Raw genomic sequence first — 16,719 nt, forward strand, 5'->3', positions numbered from 1 at the left:
GCCTCTGGGGGAATTAATGGATGACAGGCTCCGCACTTTCTGCGAACCTGTCCAGCGTTTGAGCGATCCCGCCGCGCCATCGCACCATCCCGGTGCCCCACTGCAAGCGGCCCCATCGTCCAGCGACCTCTCCCTCGACCGCCAACTGGGAACCGCCGACCATGACCGCTGCCCCACCGCGCGAAGAACCTGTGGCACCGCTGGTGGCCGTGGCGTGCGGCGTGTGCATTCTGGCGGGGTTGGGCTTGCTGGCATGGGCGCTGGCCAGCCACGCACTGCAGGCGCCCGTTCGAGGGGCGCTGCTGGGGGCGGGCCTCCTGCTGCTGGCGGCGTCCGCCCAGAACTGGCGCCTGGCGCGACGGGCCGCCCAACTGCAGGCCCGTGCCGAAGCGGCGCAGCAGGGGGTGCAGCAGGCCAGCCGGCAGTTGCTGGCCACGCTGGATATCCTGCCCGACGGCCTGGCCATCTACGATGCGGACGACCGCCTGGTGCTGTGCAACACACGCTACCGCGAGGTGGCACCGGGCACCGAGATGCCTCTGGCCTACGGCACCCGCTTCGAAGATGTTCTGCGCCGCGCAGCCAGCTCGGGCCAGATCATGGACGCGCAGCCGGACATGGCGGCGTGGCTGGCCGGCCGCATGGCGCGCCATCGCGCACCCACCGGGCCCGAGGTGCAGGAGGTGCGCGGCGACCGGTGGATGCGGATGACCGAACGCCCCCTGGACGGCGGCGGCGTGGTCGTACTGCGCAGCGACATCACCGACGTCGTGCACAAGGAGCGCGCGCTCAAGCAGGCCCTGCAGGACGCTGAGCGCGCCGAGCGCAGCCTGCGCGAAGCCGTCGACGCCATGCCGGCGGGCCTGGAGATCTACGACGAGAACGACCGGCTAGTTCTGTGCAACGAGCACATGGCCCGCATGCGCCCGCAGGTGCCGGTACGGCAGATGCTGGGACGCACCTACGAAGACCTGCTGCGAGAAGGCCTGCGGCACGGCATTCCCGAAGAAGCCTCGGGACAGGAGGAACTGTGGCTCGCGCACGAGCTGGCCATTCGAGGTCACCGCCCCGGCCCCGAGGTGCGCCACTACCCCGGCGGCACCTGGATGCACATGCACGAAAGCCGCACGCCCTCAGGCATGACGGTGTGCGTGCGGCTGGACATCACCGACCTCATCGAGCAGCGCCAGGTGGCAGAGGCCGCCCGCCAGGAGAGCCTGCGCAGCCGGCAACTGCTGGAGCGCGCCGTCGAAGCCCTGCCGGTGAGCATCGAGATCTTCGATGAGCAGGACCGGCTGGTGCTGTACAACCAGCAGCTCTCTCGCATGTACCCGCACATGGACTACGCGCAGCACCTGGGCAGCCACTTTGCCGACATCCTGCGGCATTCGGTGGACAGGGGGCTGATCCCGTCGGCCCAAGGCCGCGAGGAGGCCTGGATCGCCGAGCGCCTGTCCGAGCACGGCTGCAGCACCTCCACGCTGGTGCAGCGGCTGGCCGACGGCCGCTGGATCAACATCTACGAAACCCGCACCCCCGAGAACTACGTGGTGGCCGTGCGCCTGGACATCACCGACCTGATCGAGCAACGCCAGGCACTGGAGTCCGCCAACGAAAAGCTCGCCCTGCTGTCCACCACCGACGGCGTCACGGGCATCGGCAACCGGCGCCGCTTCGACGAACGGCTGGCCACCGAATGGCTTCGGTGCGGCCGGCACCAGTCGCCGTTGGCGGTCGTGATGATCGACATCGACCACTTCAAGCGCTACAACGACCATTACGGCCACCTTGCGGGCGACGAATGCCTGCGGCGCGTGGCCCAGCTGCTGCAGGCCACCATCCGGCGCGCCGACGAGGTGGCCGCGCGCTACGGTGGCGAAGAGTTCGTGCTGCTGCTGCCCGACACCCTGCTGCCCGATGCCGTCACCGTGGCCCAGCGCTGCATGGACAGCCTGCGCGCCTGCGCCCTGCCCCACCCCCGCTCTCCGACGGCGGCCATGCTCACGCTGAGCATCGGCATTGCCAGCCTGGTGCCCCATCCAGATGCGAGGCCGGACACCCTGGTGCAAGCCGCAGACGCCGCGCTGTACCGCGCCAAGCGGGGCGGGCGCAACCGGCTGGAAACATTTGCAGCACCGCCACTGGCGGCCCCAGCCCCTCTCACTGCGGCGAACAGTCCGACGGGAACTTGAGCGGATCGGCCCGCAGACGGCTCATGCGCTGTGGTCTGCAGGCTGCGCCATAGGCACGGGCACTGCCACTCCCTGGTACGCATGCCGCGCCAGCGCGCTGGCCAGCACCAGCGATGGGTTGACCAACGCCACGGTATCCAGGCGCGGGCTTTGGCTCAGTGCCAGCGGAATCTCGGTGCAACCCATGATGAGTGTGGACACGCCGTGGCGCCGCTGCAGCGCACGCGACACGGACTCGAAACGGTCGCGCGCCAGGGCATAGTTGCCCGCCTTGACGCCGTCGTAGATGCCCTGCATCAGCGCGTCCTGCTCACCGGGCGCGGGCACGTGGCACTCGATGCCGCAGCGCGCCAGCTCGCGCTGGTACAGGCCCGCGTCGTAGGCGCCCCGTGTAGCCAGAAGGCCCACACCCTGCACCTGGCGGGCGGCCAGGCTTGCCACCACCTCCTGCACGCCGTGCAGCACCACCATCTGCGGAAAGCGCTGCTGCAGCAGGCCGTGCCAGGCGTGCGCCGTGTTGCAGGCAATGGCCACCACGCGGGCACCCAGCGCGGCCAGGCGGCCGGTGGCCTGCAGCAAGGGCTCGGCTGGCTGGTGCCCGCCCTCGCGCAAATCGTTCAGTGCTGCCGTGCGGTCCGGAATGGGCACCTGCGCGAGCCAGTGCTCCGGGTAGGCCTGGTCATGGACCGGGATGCCCAGGGCCTCCATGCGATCGGTGCAGGCCTGCACGAACAGGCGCACAAAATCGGCCCCTGCGGCGGGGCCCATGCCCCCCAGGATCCCCACCACCTGTGGCAGGGGGTTGCGGCTTGCGGACAGTGGCATGCGCGTGCTCCCCGGACCGTTCATCAGATGGCGGGCTTGTCGCTCTGCGCAGCCAGGTTGTCGCGCAGCTCCTTGCTCATCGGCAGGCCCAGGTTCTGGTTGCGCGGTGGCACGGGCGAGTTGAACCACTTGGTGTAGAGCTTGTCGAAATCGCCCGACTTCATCATCCCGCCGATCACGCCGTTGACCAGCGCCTGGAACTGCGGGTCGTCCTTTCGCAGCATGCAGGCATACGGCTCGACCTGCAGCGAGTCCCCCACCACCGTCCAGTCGGCGGGGTTGCGCACATTGCCCATCAGGCCGAACAACAGGATGTCATCCATGGCGAAAGCCTCGGCGCGGCCGCTGTCCACCAGCAGCACGGCGTCGTCGTGGTCCTTGCCCAGCACGATGTCCATGTCCAGATTGTTGTCGCGGCTGTACTTGCGGATCACCTGCGCGTTGGTGGTGCCTGAGGTGCTGGCCACCTTCTTCCTGGCCAGGTCGGCATAGTTCTTCACGCCTGACGACTTCTTGGCAAGCAGGCGCGTGCCGGTATAGAAGTAGTTGATGGCGAACTGCACGTCCTTGCCGCGCACGCTGTTGTTGGTGGTGGAGCCGCACTCCAGGTCGATGGTGCCGTTTTGCAGCAGCGGTATGCGGTTCTGCGAAGTGACGGCCTGCAGCTCCACCTTGAGCGCAGGGTTGTTCACCCGCTTCTTGACCGCATCGACCACCGCGTTGGTGATGTCCACCGCAAAGCCCACGGGCGCCCCGGGGCCCGCCAGGTAGCTGAAGGGCACCGAAGACTCGCGGTAGGCAACGGTGATCTTGCCCGAATCGGCAACCTTCTTGAGGGTATCGGCCTCAGCCACTGTGCTGGCCAGCAGGCCGGTGGCAGCGACGATAGCGGCGAAGGTGGTGGCAGAGAGCTTCATGGAAATCCTTTTGTGCAATGCAGAGGGACGAACAGATGGTCGCGGCGCAAACGAGAGGCCCGGCGAGTCGAGTGCGGCCAATCGGTGACGGTGAAAAATGCCGGAACGCAGGGGCACTGTAGGAACTTGCGTCGCATTTGAACAATTCATTTGCACGGGTAGGCCATGATCAAAAGTTATGCCGCCAGCTGGTGCGTGCCGCCGCACCATCTCCGTGCCCTCTTTCCGCCGCACGCACCGGCCGCTTTGCAGGCCCGCACTGGGCATCGGTACCGCGCACATAACTTCCCGGCATGGCCGGCCACGGCATTGGCATTGTCCAGGCGCGTCGCCCCGCCCTACAGTGCGCTTCAACGATCAGCGCGTCCTTCCATCCTTGCCGCCATCGCTCATCCCTTTATCCCTCCACTAGTCCACAACATGCAGGTATGTGTTCTCGGCGCAGGCATCGTCGGCCTGGCCACCGCGTATGAACTTCAGCGGCGCGGCATGACAGTGACCGTGATCGACCAGGCCTTGCCCGGCGCTGGCGCCAGCGGCGGCAACGGCGCGCAACTGAGCTACAGCTACGTGCAGCCCCTGGCGGACGCCGGCATCTGGCGCCAATTGCCCAAACTGCTGCTGTCGCCCCGGTCCCCCCTCAAGCTGCGCCCGCAGTGGGACACGCAACAGTGGCGCTGGGGTGTGGAGTTCCTGCGGGCCTGCAATCGGTCCACATCCGAACGCAGCACGCGGCGGCTGCTCGCGTTGGCCGCGCTGAGCCGCCACCATTTCGAGGCCATGCTGCAGACCGAAGCGCTGGACTGCGATTTCTCGACCACGGGCAAGCTGGTGCTGTACGACACGCCCGCCGGCCTGAGCGCCGCACGCCGCCAGATGGACTTGCAGCAGCCCTGGGGTGGCCCGCAGGAGGCCGTTTCCGCAGCCCGGTGCATCGAGCTGGAGCCTGCACTCGCCCACTACCAGGGCCACATCGTGGGTGCCATCCACACACCCAGCGAATGCGCGGCCGACTGCCTCAAGGTCTGCCAGGGCCTGCAGCGGCTATTGACAGCGCGCGGCGTGCGCTTTGTGCTGGGCGCGAAGGTGCAAGGATTCTTGCGCGAGGGGCGGCGCATTGTCGCGGCACGCACCAGCGCGGGCGACATCGAAGCGCAGCAGTTTGTACTGGCCCTGGGCAGCGCCAGTCACCGGGCCGCCCGGATGCTGGGCTTTCGCTTGCCCATCTACCCGCTCAAGGGTTACAGCATCACGCTGGACACGGCAGGTGCGCCCGGCATAGCGCCGCGCGTCAGCGTGACCGATGCTGCACGCAAGGTGGTTTTCGCGCGCATCGGCGATCGCCTGCGCGTGGCCGGAATGGCGGAACTGGTAGGGCACGACGACAGCATTCCGCCAGCGCGCATCCGGAGTTTGTGCCAGGCCACGAGCGCCATCTTTCCGGGTTGCGGCGACTTCGGCACGCTGCGCCCGTGGACCGGAATGCGGCCTGCCACGCCCACCGGCGTACCGATGACGGGAGCGCATGCCGGCGCCCCTGACAACCTGCTGATCAACACGGGGCACGGGGCACTGGGATTCACGCTGGCCTTCGGTACGGCCGCCCAGGTCGCGCAGCTGCTCGCGCCGGACTGATCATTGCGCGCAGCGCGGCTCCGCAATGCGCCTGCCGGGTGCCTATTCGGCCACAGACAACCCCACGGATTCCATCGTCTCCGCCACCGCCTGGCGCATGCAGCGCGTCATGGCGCTGGCCAGCAGCGAGCTGGGCCGGTTCACGGTGCGCAGCGACTTGATGGGCACGGCGATGTGAGGCGCCAGCGCGAGTACATCGACCTTGCTGCGGTCCGCCGATGCGGCAGTGCATGCATCCACCACCGCCACCGCATGTCCGTGGTGCGCCAGCGCCAGCGCTGCGTGGTAGGTCTGCACGGTGATGGCCGTCTTCAGTCCCACTCCCGCTTCGCGGCACGCATGGTTGACCACCGTGCCAATGGGGTCGCGCACATCCAGCCGCACGACAGGCGCGTGCGCCAGATCGGCCAGGTGCACGGAGCCAGATGCCACCAGCGGCGCATCCAGCATGCCCTTGGGCGCCACGCAGAGCATGCGCCCATCGGCCAGATGCTCCTGCGTGAGCGAGGGGTGCGCGACCGCACTGAACACAAAGCCCACGTCGGCCTCCTGCAGCACCAGGGCCGACACGATCTGCGGCGAATGCAGTGCGTCGATGGTGATCACCACATCCGGATGCGCCTGGCGAAAGAACCGCAGTGCGCGCGGAAGCACTTCGTAGCTCAGGGCCAGCACGCTCAGGATGTGCAGCTCGCCCTCCCGCCGGTCGCTTTTGAGGCTGTTGGCCAGACGTTGGACGTCGTCGAGCTGGGTGAACAACCGCTCGATGTGCGGGTACAGCGTCTGTGCCTCGGTGGTCGGAACCAGGCGGCCCTTGGTGCGGTTGAACAGCGCAAAACCCAGCTGCAGTTCCGCGTGGGCCAGGATGCGGCTGACGGCCGGCTGGGTGACGTTGATAAGGCGCGCCGCAGCGCTCACGCTGCCGGTGAGCATGACGGCGTTGAAGACTTCAATGTGGCGAAGGCGCATGGGGTGACGATGCAAGGAACGGGCCGGTTGCGCAATCCCCGATCATCCCATTGATGCCAGGTGACATTGCCTGCTGCGGCTCGCAGGCCGTGAGCGTAGCCCCAACCCGACAGCCAGGCCCATCAAGGCAACGTACCCATCAAACAGGCCCCAGGGCCATCCTCCCCGAGGCTGTCGCCTGGCGCGCGTACCGCGTCTCGACCCGGTTGCGGCCTGCCCGCTTGGCGTCGTAGCAGGCCATGTCCGCCGCATACAGTACCGAAGGCACATCCTGCAAGCTGGCGTCGAGCACCACCAGTCCGATGCTGACGCCCAGCGTGAAACTGCGTCCCTGGTAGGCTGGTTCCCACGCCTGCACGGAAGCGCGCAATTGCTCTGCCACAGCCTGCCCACGGGCCAGCGCGCAGCCCGGCAGCACCACGGCGAACTCGTCGCCCCCCAGGCGCGCAGCCCACCCCACCTGCCGCACCTGCGACTCCAGCAGCCGGGCCACGTGGCGCAGAACGTCGTCCCCGGCATCGTGCCCGGCGATATCGTTGACCACCGTGAAATGGTCCAGGTCCAGGAAGAGCACCACGCCATCGCCTGGCATGTCGCCGCCGGCATCGGGCTCGCGCGGGCGGGCCGAGCGTTCGGCCAGCAGCGTGCCCAGACGCTCGTCGAAGGCATTGCGGTTGTAGAGCTGGGTCAGCGCGTCGTGGGCACGTTCCCAGTCGTGCTGGGCCTGGGCCTCGCGCGCGGCAGTGATGTCTTCGAGGATCCACACGGTGCCGCCCGCCATCTCGTCAGGCTGCACCCCACGGCCCTGAACGCGTGCCCACACGGGACTGCCGTCCTTGCGCATGAAGCATACATCGCCGTCGAACGCGCCATGCGCTGCAAACTCGGCCTGCACGCGGTCGCCGATGCGCTCGTATTCCGCATCGCTCGCATACAGCGCGCGTGCGGGACGACCCTGCAGTTCTCCCGCCGTGTAACCCAGCATCAGGCAGGCCTGGCGGCCCACCACCTCGAGGATGCCGTGGCGCGTTATGACGATGCCCACCGACGCGTTGTCCAGCACGGCCTGGAACTGACCGTCCAGCGTGGCCTTGTGCAACTGCTCGCGGCTGCCTTGCTGGGCCAGGCCCTGGAAGACCTGCACCAAGTCGCCCACCTCGCCGCCCGCTTTCGGCCAGGCGATGTCGTGCGGCTGAGGGAGCGGCTGACGTACATCGCGCCGAAGCATCTGCAGCGCGCTGTGCCGCAGATGCGACAGAGGCTGCGCCATCCAGACCATGGCCGACGCCACCAGGAGCATGCACAGTGCCATGCTCGCGGCAGCGAGCCACCAGGCTTCACGCTGAGCACCTTGCAGCGGTGCGAGCAGCGCCTGCGAAGGGCTGACCCGCGCGACGATCCACTGCGGCAAGGGCATGCCGGCCATGCTGACGATGTGCCCCGCCTCCAGGTGTGTGGCGCCCCGCCCGGCCACGGGCTGGGCCTGGTCCAGCCAGCGGCCGTACACGGGCGCGAGGCCCGCTTCGTCATGCACCTTGCCCAGGATGCGCGCGGGATCGGTGTGCGACAGGATGGTGCCGTCACGGGTGAAGACGATGAGCCGCGATCCATCGCGTGCCGGCAGCGTCATCGACGGGGGCAGCAGCCCCTGCGACTGCAGGCGCAGCGCGCCGGCCACGACGCCCAGCACCGAACCATCCTCGCGGTGCAAAGGCATGGTGAACATCACCCGCGCATCGCTGGTGCGCGCAGCGACCAGTTCCGAGACCAGCGGCTTGCCGTCCACCAGCGTACGGCGCAAGGCGTCGCGCTCGGCCGGATCCAGGTCTGCAGCCTGCTCCAGCCGCCCGCCGCGCAGGTTCATGCGCAGCTCGCCGTTGGAGCGTGCGACCTGCATGGCATCAAAGAACTGCACGGCGGGCAGGCCCTGCTGCAGCAGCCACTCCAGCGTGGAAGGGGACTCCAGCATGCCCGGCGTGATGCCGGCCGCCACGGTGCGCAGCACTTTCTGGCTCTGCTCGATCTTGCTGGCCAGAAGCCGCGCGACGACCTCGACCTCATCTGTCTGCTGGGCCACCACGCGGCGCATGGCCTCCTGGCCCGAGGCGCGGGTGACCAGCCACGCGGCGACGGCACCTGACAGCGCGACAGCCAGCACCGCCACCAGCACGAGCTTGAGCACCAGCGAACCGGGCACGAACCAGCCCGGCGCCTCTGGGTGCTGCGCAGGGTGGTTCGGCGGTGTCATGGGCACTCCGTGCGGGAAATGCCAAATGGGCGGGTGGCGTTGGGCATGGATTCGTCTGGCTGAACCGGACCTTTGCCAACGAATATACGCAGCCACCGTACCCCGGGGCTTGGGTGGAACCCTCGGTCAAACCTGGGGAAAAACCCTCATTGGAAGCCCCCTAAGCCGCTGCGCGGCTTCCCCCGGAGGGGGACGCACCCGGTGGACTGGCTAAGCCAGATCCACGGGTGCACCGGTATGGGGGCGTGCTTGTGCGAAGGGCGGTGCCCGCTATCGCGATATCAATGGCGCTTCACTCCCCCCGGAGGAGGACGGTCCCCGGTGGACTGGTATGGGGGCGTGAAGGGCGGTGCTCTAGGGCGACCTCAATGGCATCGCAATGACACTGCAATGCGACGCCCAACGTGGCTCGATCAGGTCAGCAGCCGGCCATGGATTGGAGGGCCCGGGGGTGCGGAAGATTCAGCACGTTGCCGGTGCCGTGCACCAAGCCCAACTCCCGCAGGTGGCGCAGCACCCGCGAGAATGTCTCTGGGGCGATACCCAGTTGCGCGGCGATCAGGCGCTTGCGCAGGTGCAGCGTGACCTGCATCGCGCCGCTGTGGTCGGGCTGCGCATGCTTGAGCAGCCACTGGGCGCAGCGCGATTCGGCGTCCTGCGCCAGGCGGCTCACGGCCAGTTCGGACTGCTGGCGGTAGCCCTGGGCCATGTCCAGCAACAGGCCCCGGGCGCCAGCGGGCATGTCGGACAGGCTGCGCCGGAACTCCTCGATGGGCAGGCGGCGTACCTGCAGGCGGGTGTCGGCCACCATGTCCACGGGAAACGGAAGCCCCAGCAGCGCAGACGCGGCATCGAGCCAGAACGGCCCTTCCACCGCCCCGAGCTGGTGGCGCAGGAAGCCATCGTCGAGCACACCACGCAGCACGCGGCCGGTTTCCAGGTGCAGCACCGAGGTGAGCACTTCGTTGCGTCTGCGCAGCACCTCACCGGCGGCAATCACCTCGGTGGTGGCGGGCAGTGAGAAATGGGTAGAGCGCAGCATGCAGCCGACTGTGCCCTGGGGGCAGCATCCGGGCATTGAGACAGATCAAAGCCACACCACGGCATAACCCGCGCCGCGCAAGGATTTGCGCGAAATGACACACCCCGCCGCAGCGACCCGTACCCGCGTGCGGTCCGCATCCCGATCACGTCGAATTCGTGACAGCTTGTAACCAGTCTGTCACGGGCCCCCGGTATCTTCAGTGCCTAGCTCAAGGTGACCAACGCAATGCAGAACTTGAAGGCAAGCCGGCTGGCGGCAATGATGGGGCTGCTCTCGCGCGCGGCGCGCAATGGCGCCGGGCCCTTGTCTGCCCTCATGCAAGGTGGAGGGCTGCAATGCGTCTTCCAGCCGCTGGCCGACCTGCGCGAAGGCGAGATATATGCCCACGAGGCGCTGATCCGTGGCCCCGCCGGATCCAACATGCACACACCCGACGTGCTTCTGGCGATGGCACAGCGCGAAGGCATCCTGCAGGACTTCGAGCTGCTGTGCGTCTTCACGGCCCTGGAGCAGTGGGGCACGCTGGGTGCGCCGGGACGCCTGTTCGTCAACATCAGCGCCGACGCGCTGGTACACGGAGTGGCCCTGATCGGCGCCGGGCGGCTGGGCGAGATGGTGCGCAGCCTGGGCGTGAGCGCACGCATGCTGGTGCTGGAGATCACCGAGCACGAACGCGTGAGCGACATGCCGCTGCTGCGCGAAGCCATCCAGGCCGTGCACGCCTGCGGCGCGCGCATGGCGCTGGACGACTTCGGCGACGGCCGCTCCAGCCTGCGCCTGTGGTCCGAGGTCAAGCCCGACTTCGTGAAGATCGACAAGTACTTCATCCACGACATCAGCGACCACCCCGAGAACCTGCAGGTGCTGCAGGCCATCAAGGGCATCGCCGACGTGTTCGGCACCACGCTGATCGCCGAAGGCATCGAGACCCGCGACGACCTGCGCGCGCTGCGCGACCTGGACATCCCCTACGGCCAGGGCTGGCTGCTGGGCCGCCCGCAGGCCACCCCGCGGCGCGCGGTCGAGGGGCCCGCGCGGGATGCTATGCAGGACCGGCGCGTGGCCGTGTTGCCGCACCTGGGCCAGGCCGCACGCCCGGGCGTGCTGCGCAGTCTTTTGGTGGTGCAGGCCCCCACGGCGGCACCAGCCACCAGCAACGACTCCGTGGCGGCCATCTTCCAGGACCGCACTGACCTGCACGCGCTGGCCGTGGTGGACGGCACGACACCGGTGGCGCTCATCAACCGCCAGCAGTTCATGAACCACTACGCCACGCTGTACTTCCGCGAGGTGCACGGGCGCAAGCCCTGCCTGGCGTTCGCCAACCCGTCACCGCGCGTGGTGGAGCTGGACTGCGATGTGGACCAGCTCGTGGGCATCCTCACATCGCAGGACCAGCGCTACCTGAGCGACGGCTACATCGTGACCGACAACGGCCGGTATCTGGGCCTGGGCACCGGCGACCAGCTGGTGCGCGCCGTGACCGAGACCCGCATCGAAGCCGCACGCCATGCCAACCCACTCACCTTCTTGCCCGGAAACATCCCCATCAGCCTGCACATGCAGCGCCTGCTGGACGCCGGCACCGAGTTCGTCGCCTGCTACGCGGACCTGAACAACTTTAAGCCCTTCAACGACCACTACGGCTACTGGCGCGGCGACCAGATGATCCGCCTGGTGGCCCGCCTGGCCACGGCGCACTGCGACGCGCGGCGCGACTTCGTGGGGCATGTGGGCGGGGATGATTTCATGCTGATTTTTCAGAGCAGCAACTGGCTGCAGCGCTGCAAAAACATCGTGGATGAATTTGCGCGCGAGGCGCTCACCCTGTTCGACGACGCGGCGCGCAAGGCGGGCGGCATCGGGGCCGAGGACCGGCACGGGGTGCAGCGCTTCTTTGCGTGCACCACGCTGTCGATCGGCGCGGTGCGGATCATGCCGGGGCGGTTTCGGCATGCGGAAGAGGTGGCTAATCTGGCGGCAGTGGCCAAGCACGAGGCCAAGCAGTCATGCTGCGGGGTGGTGCTGCACGGTGCAGCGGGTGACCTGGCTTTGAGCAACCTTGCAATCAGTCGTGCGCTGAAGGTGCTGGTGGCGTAGGTGCTTGGCACAAAGAAACCGGTGTGGAATGTCTAGGCCCACACTTGGAAGTTGCGCGTGAACTGAACTCGGCACTTCACCGCTCAGGGCAGCGTGGTGCCACGCTTCATCTTGCGGCGGAGCGCGCGTAAAAATGGGAATGAGACAGCCAGCAACGCCAAGCTAGCAATCATGCTCAGCACGCCAAGGGAAGGGCCGCAGTTCACCCCATAGTCATTGCACGTGTAGCGCTTTTTCCAGCCCGTTATGTCGTCCCCGCCCCCGTTTTCATCCATGCCATTCCTTCCCTTGGAATACAGCAAGTATCCGGGCTGATCTCCTGTCACTTTGTATACAAAGTTGTTTCCCCAGCGATCCTTTGGCGGAGAATTTAAGTACGGCCTAAACAGCTCGTCCAGGGAGAGAGGAAGCTCCTTGAAATCATGCTCATAGAGCTGCACGAGTTGCTGCAAAGACTCCACCTCAGAGGCCACTACATAGACCACTTGTGTTGTTGGAAGCGCGGCCCCGGGCAGTGCCGCGAGTGCCAGGCTGTATGAGAGCGTGCGAATACGCAGATGTCGGATCATGCACGCCCAATGTAAGAGACGCTCCATCCGACCATGGCTCTTTCGTAGTCTGTGCTCACGAGACAGCGGGGGAGGGATCCGAAAAGCATTCCCATAGAGCCGATCCGCACTCACCGCAGTTGTCTGCTTGCGCCTCAAGCCCCACGCCAAAACCTTACTGCCCCGTCACCGCCCCCGCCTCGAACCACCGCTTGACCAGCGCCCTCTCCGCGTCCGTCATACCCGTGGCATTGTTCATCGGCATCAGCTTTTGCACGACCACCTGCTGGTAGATGGCCTGCGCGTGCTGCTTGACGCTGGCGGGCGCATCCAGGCGCAGGTTCTTCATCTGCACCTGCTCGCCGTGGCACATGTAGCAGCGCTGGGCCAGCACGGGCTGCAGCGATGCATACTCATTTTGGCCGCTAGCGCTCGTTGCAGCTGCGCCAGCAGCTACTGAAACAGGAGCAGACCCTGCCGCTGCGGCGGTTCCGGCAACAGGCGCTGCAGATGCTGCGGGCGTAGCAGCGGGCACCACCACCGGCGCAGGCCGCATCCACGCAATCACGCCCAGGATGACCACCACCCCCACCAGCGCGTACGGCAGCGGGTTGCCGTTGCGGCCCAGCTTGTAGCCGTGGCGCGCCACGAAGAACTGGCGGATGGCGGCGCCGGCGAACATCATGAGGATCAGCACCAGCCAGTTCTGCGGGTGGCTCCAGGTAAAGCTGTAGTGGTTGCTCAGCATCGCAAACAGCACCGGCAGCGTGAAGTACGTGTTGTGCACGCTGCGCTGCTTGCCGCGCTTGCCGTGGATGGGGTCCACGTCCTGGCCGGTGCGGATCTGGCGGATCACCGTGCGCTGGCCGGGGATGATCCAGAAGAACACGTTGGCGCTCATGGCGGTGGCGATCATCGCGCCCACCAGCAGGAAGGCCGCACGGCCCGCGAACCAGTGGCAGGCCAGCCACGATGCGATGCAGACCAGCCCGAACACCAGCGCGCCCACGATGGCGTCGCCGTTCTTCTTTTGGCCGAAGATGCGGCAGATCGCGTCGTACAGCAGCCAGAACACGACAAAGAACGCCAGCGCCACCACGATGGCCGTGGCGGGCGCCCAGTCCATGCGCGACTTGTCGATGAGATAGGTGCTGGCGCTGTACAGGTAGGACACCGTGAACAGCGCAAAACCGCTGATCCAGGTGCTGTAGCTTTCCCAGAAGAACCAGTGCAGGTGGCCGGGCAGCTTGGGGGGCGATACGTTGAACTTGACCGGGTGGTAGAACCCGCCGCCGTGCACGGCCCAGAGCTCGCCGGAGACGCCCTGCTTCTTCAGATCTTCGTCCTCGGGCGGCGTGAGGCTGCTGTCCAGAAAGACGAAGTAGAACGACGAGCCGATCCAGGCGATGGCTGTGATGACGTGGACCCAGCGCAGCAGCAGGTTGGCCCAGTCGAGAAAGTAGCTTTCCATGGAAATCTCTCAATCAACTTTGGCGGCGCAGGGCGCGCCGCCGGTGTGCAACCTGCTCACCACTGCGGGCGCTCTGAGCAGACAGAACAGGCTGGTGATTCTTTCGGAGCCGAAAGCATCGCCAGCACGTTCCAGGAGGTCGCGCACCTTGGCATGCAATTGGCATGCCGGGGCACCGCTGCGACCACTGTTTGTGGACACGAAGTGTATGCACTTTCCGCGTCCGAAGCCAGCAGGCAAACCCAGGGTTGTCCCGAGGATGGCGGGCAGGCGGCGGGTCAGCGCTCCACCGCGATGTAGTCTGGGTATTGTGCGCAGATGGCATCGACGGCACTCAGCGTGCCCGACAGGTGGTCGCGCGCGGCCTGCTGGGCGCGCGCGGCGTCGCCCTGGCCGATGGCAGACACGATGGCGCGGTGGTCCGCCAGAATGGCTTCGGTCTTGCCCGCCGTGGGCAGGTGCAGGCGGCGCAGGCGGTCCACATGGCCCGACGAGCGCTCCACCAGCTGCCACAGACCGGGCACGCCGGCCGCCTCGTACATGAGCTGGTGAAAGCGCCTGTCGGCATCCACGAAGTCGCCATAGCGCTGTGCGGCCGCGAGCGACGCCTGCAGGGCGATCTGCGCCTCCAGCAGCGCCAGCAGGCCCGGCGGCGCCTCGCTGGCCAGTTTGTGCAGGATTTCCAGCTCGATGGAGCGGCGCAGGAAGTGCGCCTCGCGCGCTGCCGCCACGTCGATGCGCGAGACCAGCGTGGCGTGCTGGGGGAACACATCCACCAGCCCTTCTTCTTCCAGCCGCAGCAGCGCTTCGCGCACGGGTGTCTGGCTCACGCCGAACTGCTGGGCCAGCTCGCTGCGCACCAGTACCGCGCCAGGCGCCAGCTCCAGCGACAGGATGGCATGGCGCAGCGTTTCCAGCACCTGGGGGGCGGCCAGGCGCGAGCGATCCAGCTTGATTTTGCGGGTCAAAGACATCGGAAGATTCTCGCATTGCACGAGTAATATATTAGTGTTTTAATGCACCACAATGAACCGACGCACCCCAGATTCTTTGCGCAGCGCCCGCTGGTTCGCTGCTGACGACTTCCGCTCCTTCGGCCACCGTTCGCGCGTCTTGCAGATGGGCTACGGCTACGACGACTGGATGGGCAAGCCCGTCATCGCCATCATCAACACCTGGAGCGACGCCAACCAATGCCACTCGCACTTCAAGCAGCGGGTGGACGATGTCAAGCGCGGCATCCTGCAGGCGGGCGGCTTTCCGCTGGAGCTGCCGGCCATCTCGCTGAGCGAGAGCATGGTCAAGCCCACCACCATGCTGTACCGCAACTTCCTCGCGATGGAAACCGAAGAGCTGCTGCGCAGCCACCCGGTGGACGGCGCGGTGCTGATGGGCGGTTGCGACAAGACCACGCCGGGCCTGACCATGGGCGCGCTCAGCATGGGCCTGCCTTTCATCTACCTGCCGGCCGGCCCCATGCTGCGTGGCAACTGGCGCGGCAAGGTACTGGGCTCGGGGTCGGACGCTTTCAAGTTCTGGGACGAGCGCCGCGCCGGGCGCCTGTCCGACCAGGCGTGGAGCGAGATGGAAGCCGGCATCGCGCGCAGCCACGGCACTTGCATGACCATGGGCACGGCCGCCACCATGATGGGCATTGCCGAGGCCGTGGGCCTAACGCTGCCCGGCGCGTCCAGCATTCCGGCCGCCGACGCCAACCATGTGCGCATGAGCGCCGAGTGCGGCCGCCGCATCGTCGAGATGGTGTGGGACGACCTCACGCCCGCGAAGATGCTCACCCGCGCAAACTTCGAGAACGGCATCGCCTGCGCGATGGCCATGGGCTGCTCGACCAACGCCATCATTCACCTGATCGCCATGTCGCGCCGCGCGGGGCACGCGGTGGACCTGGCCGACTTCGACGCAGCCAGCCGCCGCGTGCCAGTGATCGCCAACATCCGGCCGAGCGGCGACGCCTACCTGATGGAAGATTTTTTCTACGCAGGCGGCCTGCGCGCCCTGCTGGAGCGCATCCGCGGCCACCTGCACACCGACGCGCTCACCGTGAACGGCAAGACCCTGGGCGAGAACATCGCGGGCGCCGAGGTCTACCACGACGACGTGATCCGCCCCATCGACAACCCCATCTATGCCGAAGGTGCGCTGGCCGTGCTGCGCGGCAACCTCGCGCCCGACGGCGTGGTCATCAAGCCCAGCGCCTGCGCGCCGCACCTGCTGCGCCACACGGGCCGCGCGCTGGTGTTCGACGACTACCCCTCGCTCAAGAGGGCGGTGGAAGACCCGGACCTCGACGTCACGGGCGACGACATCCTGGTGCTGCGCAACGCCGGCCCGCGCGGTGCCGGCATGCCCGAATGGGGCATGCTGCCCATCCCCACCAAGCTGCTCAAACAGGGCGTCAAGGACATGCTGCGCCTGTCCGACGCACGCATGAGCGGCACCAGCTACGGCGGCTGCCTGCTGCACTGCTCGCCCGAGGCCGCGGTGGGCGGCCCGCTCGCCCTGGTGCGCACGGGCGACCGCATCACGGTGGACGTGCCGGCCCGCACCATCCACCTGGAGATCACCGACGACGAACTCGCCGCGCGCCGCAGCGCCTGGACGCCGCCGCCTCCCCGCTACGAGCGCGGCTACGGCTGGATGTTCGGCCGACACATCCTGCAGGCCGACGAGGGCTGCGACTTCGACTTCCTGGAAACCACCTTCGGCAAGGCGGTTCCGGAACCCGATATTTTCTGAACGGAGCTTCTA

General features: G+C 67.2%; 12 protein-coding genes. 4 read left to right on the forward strand and 8 right to left on the reverse strand.

Annotated elements, in window-relative coordinates:
* The first annotated feature begins 161 nt into the window (after window positions 1–161).
* Complete coding sequence (locus KW835_RS01270; protein WP_218380466.1) at window positions 162–2,192, forward strand: GGDEF domain-containing protein; 2,031 nt, start codon at window positions 162–164, stop codon at window positions 2,190–2,192.
* Window positions 2,193–2,213: 21 nt separating this feature from the next.
* On the opposite strand, the gene KW835_RS01275 is transcribed toward KW835_RS01270, so the two are convergent.
* Together KW835_RS01275 and KW835_RS01280 are read right to left on the reverse strand one after the other, a co-directional pair.
* Window positions 2,214–3,017 carry an aspartate/glutamate racemase family protein gene (locus KW835_RS01275; RefSeq protein ID WP_218380467.1) on the reverse strand — a complete coding sequence of 268 codons (804 nt, stop codon included), beginning with the start codon at window positions 3,015–3,017 and terminating at the stop codon, window positions 2,214–2,216.
* 23 nt (window positions 3,018–3,040) lie between these two features.
* Window positions 3,041–3,934, reverse strand: coding sequence for a transporter substrate-binding domain-containing protein (locus KW835_RS01280; RefSeq protein WP_218380468.1), 894 nt, complete (start codon window positions 3,932–3,934; stop codon window positions 3,041–3,043).
* 420 nt (window positions 3,935–4,354) lie between these two features.
* Between KW835_RS01280 and KW835_RS01285 the strand changes: the two genes are divergently transcribed.
* Window positions 4,355–5,569: a D-amino acid dehydrogenase gene (locus tag KW835_RS01285; protein ID WP_218380469.1), complete on the forward strand. Its 1,215-nt coding sequence runs from the start codon at window positions 4,355–4,357 to the stop codon at window positions 5,567–5,569.
* A 42-nt stretch (window positions 5,570–5,611) separates the two neighbouring features.
* Here the strand turns inward: KW835_RS01285 and KW835_RS01290 are convergent, their stop codons facing one another.
* The 3 genes from KW835_RS01290 to KW835_RS01300 all read right to left on the reverse strand — a co-directional run bounded on the left by KW835_RS01290 (window position 5,612) and on the right by KW835_RS01300 (window position 9,828).
* Complete coding sequence (locus KW835_RS01290; protein WP_218380470.1) at window positions 5,612–6,538, reverse strand: LysR substrate-binding domain-containing protein; 927 nt, start codon at window positions 6,536–6,538, stop codon at window positions 5,612–5,614.
* 139 nt (window positions 6,539–6,677) lie between these two features.
* Entirely contained in the window at window positions 6,678–8,786 is a 2,109-nt protein-coding gene (locus tag KW835_RS01295) for a diguanylate cyclase domain-containing protein (RefSeq protein ID WP_218380471.1), read from the reverse strand.
* 418 nt (window positions 8,787–9,204) lie between these two features.
* Window positions 9,205–9,828 carry a Crp/Fnr family transcriptional regulator gene (locus KW835_RS01300; protein WP_218380472.1) on the reverse strand — a complete coding sequence of 208 codons (624 nt, stop codon included), beginning with the start codon at window positions 9,826–9,828 and terminating at the stop codon, window positions 9,205–9,207.
* Between the two features lie 228 nt (window positions 9,829–10,056).
* Between KW835_RS01300 and KW835_RS01305 the strand changes: the two genes are divergently transcribed.
* The gene (locus tag KW835_RS01305; RefSeq protein WP_255593180.1) at window positions 10,057–11,931 is read left to right on the forward strand and encodes a phosphodiesterase; all 1,875 of its coding nucleotides are present in this window, start codon (window positions 10,057–10,059) and stop codon (window positions 11,929–11,931) included.
* An 83-nt stretch (window positions 11,932–12,014) separates the two neighbouring features.
* On the opposite strand, the gene KW835_RS01310 is transcribed toward KW835_RS01305, so the two are convergent.
* From KW835_RS01310 to KW835_RS01320, 3 genes are all read right to left on the reverse strand, one after another.
* Window positions 12,015–12,500, reverse strand: a complete 486-nt coding sequence (locus tag KW835_RS01310; protein ID WP_218380473.1) for a type II secretion system protein GspG — start codon at window positions 12,498–12,500, stop codon at window positions 12,015–12,017.
* A gap of 154 nt (window positions 12,501–12,654) precedes the next feature.
* Window positions 12,655–13,950 carry a urate hydroxylase PuuD gene (locus KW835_RS01315; protein ID WP_218380474.1) on the reverse strand — a complete coding sequence of 432 codons (1,296 nt, stop codon included), beginning with the start codon at window positions 13,948–13,950 and terminating at the stop codon, window positions 12,655–12,657.
* A gap of 278 nt (window positions 13,951–14,228) precedes the next feature.
* Window positions 14,229–14,924, reverse strand: coding sequence for a GntR family transcriptional regulator (locus tag KW835_RS01320; protein ID WP_218380475.1), 696 nt, complete (start codon window positions 14,922–14,924; stop codon window positions 14,229–14,231).
* Between the two features lie 52 nt (window positions 14,925–14,976).
* On the opposite strand from KW835_RS01320, the gene araD reads away from it, so the two are divergent.
* Window positions 14,977–16,707 (forward strand): L-arabinonate dehydratase, encoded by a 1,731-nt coding sequence (gene araD, locus KW835_RS01325; RefSeq protein ID WP_218380476.1) that lies wholly within the window; start codon window positions 14,977–14,979, stop codon window positions 16,705–16,707.
* Window positions 16,708–16,719 lie beyond the last annotated feature (12 nt).

This window comes from Acidovorax sp. sic0104, from assembly GCF_019219095.1.
GTDB lineage: Bacteria > Pseudomonadota > Gammaproteobacteria > Burkholderiales > Burkholderiaceae_C > Acidovorax.